The organism is Neptuniibacter sp. (genome assembly GCF_024231755.1).
GTDB lineage: Bacteria > Pseudomonadota > Gammaproteobacteria > Pseudomonadales > Balneatricaceae > Neptuniibacter.
Genome location: NZ_JAAEQH010000252.1, coordinates 1 through 10,748, shown reverse-complemented (window position 1 = coordinate 10,748; position 10,748 = coordinate 1). Strand labels below are relative to the sequence as shown.

11 protein-coding genes are annotated in these 10,748 nt (G+C 48.9%); 9 read left to right on the top strand and 2 right to left on the bottom strand.

Going from position 1 to position 10,748, the window contains the following annotated elements; all coding sequences use genetic code 11:
• Positions 1-156 precede the first annotated feature (156 nt).
• From gcvT to GY843_RS13380, 5 genes are all read left to right on the top strand, one after another.
• Complete coding sequence (gene gcvT / locus GY843_RS13400; protein ID WP_297310438.1) at positions 157-1,269, top strand: glycine cleavage system aminomethyltransferase GcvT; 1,113 nt, start codon at positions 157-159, stop codon at positions 1,267-1,269.
• Positions 1,270-1,302: 33 nt separating this feature from the next.
• Positions 1,303-1,695 (top strand): glycine cleavage system protein GcvH, encoded by a 393-nt coding sequence (gene gcvH / locus GY843_RS13395; RefSeq protein ID WP_297310437.1) that lies wholly within the window; start codon positions 1,303-1,305, stop codon positions 1,693-1,695.
• 296 nt (positions 1,696-1,991) lie between these two features.
• Positions 1,992-3,188 (top strand): class I SAM-dependent rRNA methyltransferase, encoded by a 1,197-nt coding sequence (locus tag GY843_RS13390; RefSeq protein ID WP_297310436.1) that lies wholly within the window; start codon positions 1,992-1,994, stop codon positions 3,186-3,188.
• A gap of 21 nt (positions 3,189-3,209) precedes the next feature.
• Positions 3,210-4,247, top strand: a complete 1,038-nt coding sequence (locus GY843_RS13385) for an NADP(H)-dependent aldo-keto reductase (protein WP_297310435.1) — start codon at positions 3,210-3,212, stop codon at positions 4,245-4,247.
• 70 nt (positions 4,248-4,317) lie between these two features.
• Positions 4,318-4,725 carry a CBS domain-containing protein gene (locus GY843_RS13380; RefSeq protein ID WP_297310434.1) on the top strand — a complete coding sequence of 136 codons (408 nt, stop codon included), beginning with the start codon at positions 4,318-4,320 and terminating at the stop codon, positions 4,723-4,725.
• Between the two features lie 6 nt (positions 4,726-4,731).
• Here GY843_RS13380 and GY843_RS13375 read toward each other — a convergent pair whose 3' ends face one another.
• Positions 4,732-5,385 carry an HAD family phosphatase gene (locus GY843_RS13375; RefSeq protein ID WP_297310433.1) on the bottom strand — a complete coding sequence of 218 codons (654 nt, stop codon included), beginning with the start codon at positions 5,383-5,385 and terminating at the stop codon, positions 4,732-4,734.
• A 249-nt stretch (positions 5,386-5,634) separates the two neighbouring features.
• Between GY843_RS13375 and GY843_RS13370 the strand changes: the two genes are divergently transcribed.
• Positions 5,635-6,114, top strand: a complete 480-nt coding sequence (locus tag GY843_RS13370) for an RNA pyrophosphohydrolase (RefSeq protein ID WP_297310432.1) — start codon at positions 5,635-5,637, stop codon at positions 6,112-6,114.
• A 24-nt stretch (positions 6,115-6,138) separates the two neighbouring features.
• Complete coding sequence (gene ptsP, locus GY843_RS13365) at positions 6,139-8,415, top strand: phosphoenolpyruvate--protein phosphotransferase (RefSeq protein WP_297310431.1); 2,277 nt, start codon at positions 6,139-6,141, stop codon at positions 8,413-8,415.
• Here the strand turns inward: ptsP and GY843_RS13360 are convergent.
• Positions 8,412-9,179, bottom strand: a complete 768-nt coding sequence (locus GY843_RS13360; protein ID WP_297310430.1) for an NRDE family protein — start codon at positions 9,177-9,179, stop codon at positions 8,412-8,414. The genes ptsP and GY843_RS13360 overlap by 4 nt on opposite strands.
• A gap of 94 nt (positions 9,180-9,273) precedes the next feature.
• Here GY843_RS13360 and GY843_RS13355 point away from each other — a divergent pair, with 94 nt between their 5' ends.
• Positions 9,274-10,074, top strand: a complete 801-nt coding sequence (locus GY843_RS13355; protein ID WP_297310429.1) for a sulfite exporter TauE/SafE family protein — start codon at positions 9,274-9,276, stop codon at positions 10,072-10,074.
• A gap of 28 nt (positions 10,075-10,102) precedes the next feature.
• The coding region (lgt, locus tag GY843_RS13350) for a prolipoprotein diacylglyceryl transferase (RefSeq protein WP_297310428.1) at positions 10,103-10,748 on the top strand (646 nt) is incomplete at its 3' end.

The following is a 10,748-nucleotide window of genomic DNA, read 5'->3' as shown; positions in this document are numbered from 1 at the left end:
GAATCCCTATAAATTGTCTTCCCTTTTTTTACTTTTCGGGCATTTTTTCTCTTACACCCGGATGTATGAACAAAAATAAAGGTGATCTGGGCAGGTTTCCGTTCTTCGTTTTATATCTGATCTCAGCTTCGCCACGAAATAAGAGTTTAAAAATAGATGGGCAGCAAAACAGCACTGTATGAAAAGCATCAGGAAATGGGTGCAAAACTGGTCGATTTTGGTGGTTGGGATATGCCAATCAACTATGGCTCTCAGGTAGAAGAGCATAACCAGGTCCGCAATGCTGCCGGTATGTTTGACGTCTCCCATATGACGGTTGTAGACGTAACAGGTACCGACGCTAAAGAATACCTACGCTACCTGCTGGCGAATGATGTCGCTAAATTGCAGGAGAAAGGTAAAGCGCTTTACAGCGGTATGCTGAATGAAGACGGTCATGTTATCGATGATCTGATCGTTTATCTGATGACTGAGCCCGGTGTTGCCGGTGAGTGGTTCCGTGTCGTAGTTAACTGTGCGACTCGTGAAAAAGACCTGCTTTGGATGGCAGACCATACTGCCAGTTTTGATGATGTGGCTCTGACGGAGCAGCCTGATCTGGCCATGGTTGCGGTTCAGGGGCCAACAGCGATTGAGCTAGCAAAACAGGCAGTAACAGAATCTCGTGCTAATCTGATAGCTCAGCTGAAAGTTTTTCAGGGTTTGGAATCTGAGGGCTGGTTTATTGCCAGAACAGGTTATACCGGTGAAGATGGTCTTGAGATCTTGCTGCCTGAAGATGAAGTGGCTGATTTCTGGCAGGCTCTGGCGGATGCGGGTGTTAAGCCGTGTGGTCTGGGGGCTCGTGATACCCTGCGTCTTGAAGCGGGTATGAACCTGTACGGTTCCGATATGGATGAAACAGTATCCCCTCTGGCTGCCAATATGGGCTGGACGATCGCATGGGAACCGGAAGAGCGGGTATTTATCGGCCGTGAAGCGCTGCAACAGCAGAAAGAAGCGGGTGTAGCAGAGAAGCTGGTTGGTCTGGTAATGGAAGCCCGTGGTGTTCTGCGTGCCCATCAGAAAGTTATTGTTGAAGGTGTGGGTGAAGGGGTGATTACCAGTGGTAGCTTCTCACCGACACTGGGCGTCTCTATCGCAATGGCGCGTGTGCCTGCAGCGACCGGGGATAGTGCCGAGGTGGATCTGCGTGGTAAAGGTAAATTGGTACCTGTGCGTGTTATTCGTCCATCCTTTGTACGTAATGGCAAAAAAGTTTTTGATTAAGATTTAACAGGACCCTAAGGGTAGGAAATATACATGAGTAACATTCCATCTGAACTGAAATACGTTGCTAGTCATGAGTGGATTCGTGTTGAAGGTGACGGCACTGTGGTTATCGGAGTAACAGACCATGCGCAGGATCTTCTGGGTGATGTGGTGTTTGTTGAGCTGCCGGAAGCGGGTGCTGAACTGGCTGCAGGCGATGAAGCTGGTGTAGTAGAGTCTGTTAAGGCAGCCTCTGACGTATACGCGCCACTGAGTGGTGAAGTTGTAGCGATCAACGAAGAGCTGGAAGACTCTCCTGAATTGGTAAACTCTGACCCTTACGGTGATGGTTGGTTCTTCAAGCTGAAATTGTCTGATGCAGATGAGCTGAATGAACTGATGGACGGTGAAGCGTACGCTGACCTGTGCGAATCAGAAGCGTAATAGTGCTTTAAGGCTCAGTCTGTAAGTCTGTTGCCTACTGTAATTTTTTATTGTCCCGGCTATATGCCGGGACAGTTGTCTGTAAAACAAGGGCTTTTGAATAACGGTCAATATTCTTGATAGCTGCGTTAAATCCCATCTGTGCTCAGCGGCAGTTGCTGCCACAACGCCCACAGGGTGGCCCGTTAGGGTGAGCGAAGCGAGTATTTACTTCAGTAAACTGCGCTTTTTCGATGATATTTTCCTTGCTCTAAAGAATCTATCCTCGTTATTCATGTGCCCTGCATTGGAAAAACATGTCTCTACAAACGCTAAAACTAAATAGTGGAGCTGAGCGTCGCTTACGTGGCGGTCATCTCTGGATCTACAGTAACGAAGTTGATAACCGTGCCACGCCGTTAAAGAGCTTTGAGCCGGGCGAGCAAGTTATTGTGGAAACCGATAAAGGCAAACCTGTTGGGGTCGCTTATGTTAACCCTAACACCTTGATCTGCGGACGAATTGTTAGTCGTGATCTGAAATACCGGCTGGACCGTTCGTTGATTATCCATCGTCTGAAGGTCGCTTTATCGCTGCGCGAAAGCTGTTTTTTCGATAACTGTTACCGTCTGGTATTTGGTGACAGTGATGGCCTGCCAGGGTTGGTTATAGATCGCTTCTTCGATGTATTTGTCGTACAGATCTCCACCGCAGGTATGGAGCAGGTGCTGGAAGATATTATCGACGCGCTGAATAAAGTGTTTACTCCTGAAGCTATCCTGTTGCGAAATGACGGCAAAATGCGTGATATGGAAGGCTTGGAGACCTATACAGAGATTGTGCAGGGTGATATTCCAGAGCTATGTCCACTGATGGAAAACTCAGTGCCACTGGTCGCTCCTTTACAGCGAGGTCAGAAAACGGGTTGGTTCTATGATCACCGTAACAACCGTGCTCAGATGCAGCGTCATGTGGAAGGCAAACGCGTTCTTGACCTGTTCAGTTATGTTGGTGGCTGGGGTGCTCAGGCATTAGCGGCGGGGGCTAATCAGGCGATCTGTGTTGACGCTTCTCATTTCGCGTTGGAAGTGGCGGCAGAGAATGCGCGTATCAATAATGCAGCGGATCGTTTTGAAGGCTTCCATGGCGATGCCTTTGATATTTGTAAATCACTGATTGCCGATAAAGAGAAGTTCGATGTTGTTGTGTTGGACCCACCTGCTTTCATTCACAAGAAGAAAGATATTCGTAACGGTGAGCGTGCTTACTCACGTATGAACAACTTCGCCATGCGTTTGCTGAAAAAGGATGGCATCCTGGTATCCGCATCTTGCTCTATGCATCTGCAGCGTGATCGCCTGATCGATATTATCCGTAGTAACAGCCGTGAACTGGATCGCAATGCTCAGATCTTCGATCAGGGGCATCAGGGAGCTGATCATCCAGTACATCCGGCAATTCCAGAAACCGATTATCTGAAATCGTTCTTTGTCAGAGTTCTGCCTTCTTCGTAAGGCTGATTAGGGAGAGGGGCTATGCAGTATCGCAAGTTAGGTAACACCGATCTGAACGTGAGTCTGATCTGTCTGGGTACTATGACCTTTGGTAGTGATCAAACTCAGGATGAGGCTTTTGAGCAGATGGATTATGCCCTGGAGCAGGGTGTAAATTTCCTCGATGGTGCAGAGATGTATCCTATCCCTACGTCCCCAGAATATCAGGGCCGTAATGAGGAAATTATCGGTAACTGGCTTAAGGCTAGAGGCAACCGTGATCAGGTGGTTGTTGCCACTAAAGTGACTGGTCCGGGAGAGATGGTGAGCTATATCCGTGAGGATATGGCACTTGATCGTCGTAATATTCGTGAGGCGGTAACCAACAGTCTGCGCCGCTTACAGACAGACTATATCGATCTGTATCAGCTGCACTGGCCTGATCGGGCTACTAATTTCTTTGGGCAACTGAATTACACCCATCAACCGGAAAAAGATGGCACGCCAATTCTAGAAACACTGGAAGTGTTGCAAGAGCTGGTAGATGAGGGCTTGGTTCGACATATCGGTTTATCTAATGAAACGGCATGGGGCACGATGAAGTTTCTGCAGCTGGCAGAAAAGCATGGTCTTCCCCGTTGTGTCTCAGTGCAAAACCCTTATAGCTTGCTGAACCGTACGCCAGAAATCGCTTTGGCAGAGGTGCTGCAACGTGAAGAGGTGTCTCTGTTGCCATATTCTCCATTGGGTTTCGGTGTCTTAAGCGGCAAATATCTTGATGGTGCTCGCCCAGAAGGGGCGCGTATCACCCGTTACCCAACCTATGCGCGTTATCTTAATGAGCAAGGGCAATGTGCGACAGCGGAGTATGTGGCCTTAGCTCGCGAGCATGGGCTTGACCCTGCTCAGATGGCTTTGGCTTTCGTTAATAGCCGAGAGTTTGTTACCAGTAATATTATTGGTGCGTCATCAATGGAGCAGTTAAAAGCCAATATCGCTTCAGCGGAACTGGTTTTAAGTGAAGAACTGTTGGCGTCAATTGAAGATATTAACTGCCGTTACCCCAATCCTTGCCCGTAAAACTATCAGGTTGTGATTTTCCTGTTCTTTGCCACACTTACAAAGTGATGAAGAGCAGGAGGTTAGCGTTATGTTGCAAGTTCAAGACGCTATGTACCCGGTTAATAAGCCTTTGACAGAAAACATGCCTATGGTCGAAGCGGTAGGCCTGATAATTGATTCAGGTTATATCGGTTTACCGGTGGTCGATAAAGACATGCATGTGGTTGGTTTTTTATCAGAGCATGATTGTCTACCTCACCTGATTACCGACAGTTATCACTGCGATAGCCATATCCAAGTATCCGATATTATGCGTGATGATCCGTTGACGGTGAGTTTAGGAAAGAGTGTTGTCGATCTGGCTCAGCAGATGGGGCTTAACAAACCTAAGGTGTATGCCGTTGTTGATGATGGGAAGTTGGTCGGTATTATCACCCGAAGTATGGTGATGAGGGAGCTGAATAACTCCCTCAGGCATTGCAAAGTTGTAGCTTAAATCTTTCTATCGTAGATCCAGCACCGGCCAAAGATGCTCATTGGCGTGGTTTTCCAGAATCTCATCCGGGTTTACGGCAACGGGATTGGTTACCAGCTCCAATAGTGGCAGATCATTGTGCGAGTCGCTGTAGAAATAGCTATCATCCAGATTATGACCGGTTAGTTCCAACCAGCTGTTCAGGCGAGTAACTTTGCCGTCCTGGAAGCAGGGTGTTCCGGCAACTTTACCTGTGTAATCGCCATCAATCTCTTCCGGGTCAGTAGCGATGATCTCATCAACCCCTAGCTTTTCAGCGATAGGGCCGGTAACAAAACGGTTGGTTGCTGTGATAATCAGCAGGTAATCGCCACGCTCACGGTGGTTTTGCAGTAGCTCCTGAGCCTTATCCAACATCATCGGTTGGACTTTCTCCTGCATAAATTGTTGATGCAGGTTATCCAGAGTTTTCCGGTCCAGTTGTGCCAGTGGGCGCAGTGCAAAATCCAGGAACTCAAAAATATCCAGACCGCCTTTTTTGTACTGCTCATAGAAGTAGTCATTTGCGCGGCTATATTCTTCGCTGTCCACAATTCCTTTTTCGCAGAGAAACTCGCCCCAGGCGTGGTCGCTGTCACCGGCAAGCAGAGTATTATCCAGGTCAAAAATTGCTAAGCTCAAAGGGCTGCCCTCAAAGATGTTTTTGGAGCGGCAAGCATAGGTGCGAAGCGTGTTTAATGCAATTAAATCAGCGTGGCTATTTTAGAAAACAGAGCTTTCTATAATAAGCTATAAGTCAGTAATTATGCTGGTTATAGTATGATTTTAAGTGCATTTATACCCTGTCCAGGCTAATTCCTTACAAAGAGGATTTGCTGAGTACAAAAGAAGTGTGGAACAATAGCTGAAAAGAGTTTAGGAAAAAGTGAAGTGATTGATTCAGATGGGTTTAGGCCGAATGTAGGTATCATTCTGGCAAACTCGCTGGGTCAGGTGCTTTGGGCAAGACGAATAGGTCAGGATGCCTGGCAGTTTCCTCAGGGGGGGATTAATGAGAATGAAACCCCCGAAGAAGCGATGTACCGAGAGCTACGGGAAGAGATCGGGCTCTCTGCTAGTGATGTTGAGGTCGTTGCGGTTACGCGCGGCTGGTTGAGGTATCGTTTGCCCAAGCGAATGATCCGGCGCAATTCGCACCCCGTATGCGTCGGCCAGAAGCAAAAATGGTTTTTGCTACGGATGCTGAGTGAAGATAGTGCAGTCACTATCGATCATACAGAGTCACCCGAGTTTGATGGTTGGCGCTGGGTGAGTTACTGGTATCCTCTTGGTCAGGTAGTTTCGTTTAAACGGGAAGTGTACCGAAAAGCGATGCGTGAGCTTTCATCGAAGTTCGCGCGCATAGAATAATAAATCCTCATAGGGATAGAGTAGATGCTGGATGTATTGCGTAAGATCGTACAGGAAGTAAGTGTTGCTCCGAATCTGGAGACAGCTCTGAACCTGATCGTGCGTAGCGTACAGCGCTCTATGTCTACCCAGGTATGTTCAGTTTATCTTTTTGATCCCGGTGATCAGTGTTATGTGTTGATGGCCTCTGAGGGCTTGCACAAGGAAGCTGTAGGTACAGTCCGCCTTTCTGCTGCAGAGGGGCTGGTAGGTATGGTGGTAGAACGAGCCGAACCTATCAATTTGGAAAACGCAGCAGAGCACCCCGCATTTAAATATGTTGAAGCTACCGGTGAGGAACGTTTCAGCTCTTTCCTCGGTGTGCCGATTATTCACCACCGTGATGTTTTGGGTGTGCTTGTTGTGCAGCAGAAAGATACGCGTCGCTTTGATGAAAGCGAAGAAGCGTTTCTGGTTACGTTGTCTGCTCAGCTGGCTGGTGTTATTGCCCATGCGGAAGCAACAGGTTCTTTAGGCACAATTGCCGATCAGGATAAGAAAGATGTAATCGATCTGCGCTTTGAGGGTGTAGCCGGTTCTTCTGGTGTGGCTATTGGTGTGGCGACGGTTGTTGCACCGCCTGCTGATTTGGCATCGGTCCCTGATAAATCGGCTAAAGACATTGAGCAAGAGATAGCAGGCTTTGAAGAGGCGCTAAAACTTGTTCGGCGTGATATTAAGGTAGTCGGGCGCAGCCTGGCACAGCGTTTACGCTCAGAAGAACAGGCGCTGTTTGATGTTTACCTGCGTATGCTGGATGACAATGCTCTAGCGGGAGAGGTTATCTCGCGTATTCGTCAGGGCAACTGGGCGCAGGGTGCATTACGAGAAGTGGTCACAGAGCATGTGCGCCAATTCTCAATGATGGATGATCCGTATCTGCGTGAGCGCGCTACTGACATTAAAGACCTGGGACGCAGGGTGCTGGCTTATCTTCAGGAGGCCTCTCCCGCCGCACTGGAATTTACCGATGAAACCATTCTGGTTGCTGATGAGTTAACTCCCGCAATGCTGGGTGAAGTGCCTAGTGATAAGCTGGTTGGTCTGGTTTCTGTCCATGGATCAAGTAACTCTCACGCGGCGATTTTAGCGCGTTCGATGGGTATCCCAACTATCATGGGTGCCGTGGATCTGCCGCTGACCCGTATTGATGGACGCGAGTTGGTTCTTGATGGTTATTCTGGGCGAATTTACGTACAGCCAGGCGAAGATCTGTTGGCCGCTTACCGTGATATTCTGCGTGGTGAGCTAGAAGAGGCTGTTGAGCTGGAAGCCCTAAAAGATCTGCCAGCAGAAACTACCGATGGTTACACAATTCCGCTATGGGTTAATACTGGTCTGATTGCCGATGTAGCCCGCTCTCTTGATCGAGGAGCGGAAGGTATTGGTCTGTACCGTACTGAAATCCCATTCATGATTCGTGATTTCTTCCCGAGTGAGCATGAACAAGCGCAAACCTACCGTAAGCAGCTGGAAGCCTTTGCTCCTCGCCCGGTGACCATGCGTACTCTGGATATCGGTGGTGATAAGGCATTGCCTTACTTCCCGATAGAGGAGGAGAACCCGTTCCTGGGTTGGCGTGGTATCAGGGTGACGTTGGATCACCCCGAGATTTTTTTGGTGCAAGTCCGTGCCATGCTCAAAGCCGGTGAAGGTTACGATAATCTTCGCATCATGCTGCCGATGGTAACCAGCGTGCATGAGGTTGAGGAGGCTAACCGCCAGATCGATCGAGCTGTGCGTGAGCTGCAGGAGGAGGGGCTAAATGTTTCTCGCCCGCTGGTGGGGGTGATGGTTGAAGTGCCTGCTGCAGTCTATCAGGTGCGTCGTTTTGCGCGCCGTGTTGATTTTATCTCTGTAGGTTCCAACGACCTTACCCAGTACCTGCTAGCTGTTGACCGTAATAACCCACGCGTGGCTGATCTGTATGTAAGTTATCACCCCGCGGTGTTACGTGCATTGAAGTTTATTGCGATGGAAGCACATAAAGAGAATGCTACGGTTTCTATCTGTGGTGAGCTGGCCTCTGAGCCGGGTGGTTGCTTGCTGTTGATGGCGATGGGTTATGACATGCTTTCGATGAATGCCACTAATCTGCCTAAAGTGAAATCTACTATCCGTTCGATTAGTAAAGAAGATGCGGATGAGCTATTGGCAGAAGTGATGTCGATGGATGATGCAGACCGTATCCAAGTCTTGATCAATGAGCGTCTGACTGAATTGGGTATTACACTGCCAGCGCAGCCGGTTATTCCAAGTTAGCCTATAGGGGCTGTTTTCAGCTCAATACGCCCTTGTCCAGATTTGCCCTCTTTTGTGTAGTTCTGTTCCAGCAGCACAGTCTCACCATTGTGTCTTTGCAGTAAAACTGTAGTTGCACGTGTTCCGTAGTTCTCACTGTTAATAAAGCAGGATGAGAGCAGTTGCTCCCAATCGTTTGAAATACCCGTATCAGGAAGAAGCTCAGGCGCGGCCTGAGTTGGATCCTGCATTATTTCGGATAGTGATTCTGCTGTAAACGTCGAGCTGATAGCTTTGCTTAATGCGTCACGGACTTTGACCAGCTTAGGCCAGGGCGTATCCAGCAGCGCATTACTGAGGCCGTAAACCCCCGGTTGTAATTGAGTGGCTTCTGCTCCGCGATTTGAGTGATAAAACAGGCCGCTGCTATCGCCAACCAGTAAGTTGTAATCTCCAAATTGATCCTGAATGGCATCGAGTTCCTGCAGATATTCAGGGGCTGAAGTGTCGTTGCTTAGGAATAGCCGGGTGAGATCTCCGCGAGAGCGTGGATTCTGTTTTGTGGCTCTGCCATCGCGGTAGTTGGTAACAGTGGTGAACTTACCTGCAGTGTTGATGCCCAGCCATGTACCGCCTTGCTCCAAATCTCTGCCTGCCAGTATATCTGGTCTGTCTTCCCAGTAATGCATCGCTCTGCTGGGACGTTGATAAAACTCATCTCTATTAGCGACCAGAATCAGCGAGTACTCAGGATGAGATTTATAGGCAAATGTAATCAAGCACATAGGTAAAGCTCAGTTTAATTCGGTAATATACGGACTTATAACAGTAAAGCTGCTGGACTGGCCAGTTTGCAAGTGAAGAAAGGGTTTATAGTCAATGCTTCTGACTATTTTGACTTACCTGGTACTGGGTTCTCTGGCGGGAGTTGTTGCTGGTTTGTTTGGTATCGGCGGCGGACTTTTAATTGTACCGGTGCTGGTTTTTACCTTTGAGCTGCAGGGAATGTCACCGGAAGTATTGACCCATGCGGCGGTCGCTACCTCTCTTGCTACAATCGTCGCTACCTCAATCAGTTCCACCATGGCCCACAATAAACGCGGTGCTGTACGTTGGGATATTTTCAAACCAGTGGCTGTCGGTCTTTTGATTGGGGCTTTTCTTGGGGTGAAGACTGCAGGGCAAATGAGTGGTCCATGGCTGCAGATTGCGTTGGGCTGTTTCGTTATTCTAGTGTCGATCCAGATGGCGTTGAACCTGAAACCAGATGCTGGAGAGGCTGCGGTTAATAACCGTGACCTTTCAGTGGCTGGAGGATTTATCGGTTGGCTATCCAGTATTTTTGGTATTGGCGGGGGGACACTCTCTGTTCCTTATTTCACCTGGCGTCGAGTGCAGATGCAGCAGGCGGTAGCGACATCAGCTGCTTGTGGTTTACCTATCGCGATCATGGGGGCAACGACTAACATCTGGGAAGGCTGGCAACATCCAGCCATGCCGGAGTGGAGTGCAGGTTTCGTCTATCTTCCTGCGTTAGTGGGCATCGTACTGACCAGTTCTATCTTTGCCAAGGTCGGAGCGAAGCTAGCGCATAGCCTGCCAGGGCCTGTTCTTAAGCGTATTTTTGCAGTCTTTCTGCTCTGTGTAGGATTGCGTTTCCTACTCACAAACCTTGTTTAGTTTTTAACTCACAGGAAAGGAGATAACTGTGTGGGTTCATAATATTGATCCTGTTGCTATATCAGTCGGGCCGCTGCAGGTGCATTGGTATGGCTTAATGTATCTGATCGGTTTTGCCGCAGCTTGGTGGCTGGGAGTGGTCAGAGCGCGTAAACCGGGATCGGGCTGGAATGAAGAACAGATCTCGGATCTGATCTTCTGGGGTGCGATGGGTGTCGTGCTCGGTGGTCGTATGGGTTACGTACTGTTTTATAACTTTGATAAGTTTCTGGCTGATCCTCTTTGGTTGTTTGCTGTCTGGGAAGGAGGAATGTCTTTCCATGGTGGCTTATTAGGTGTGGTCGCTGTGCTGTACTGGTTTGGCCGGCAGCATAATAAAACTCTATTTGAAATGGCTGACTTTGTGGCACCGCTGATCCCTATAGGTTTAGGTGCGGGTCGAGTGGGTAATTTTATTGGTGGTGAGTTATGGGGACGAGTCACAGACGTTTCATGGGGTGTCGTGTTCCCGCGTGCCGGTGATCTGCCACGTCACCCATCTCAGCTATACGAGTTTGGACTGGAAGGTGTGGTTCTGTTTGTGGGGCTGTGGTGGTTCTCAGCAACGCCAAGCCCGCGTAGGGCTGTATCTGGCCTGGTCCTAGTGCGTTACGGCCGATTCCGGGGGCTGGTGG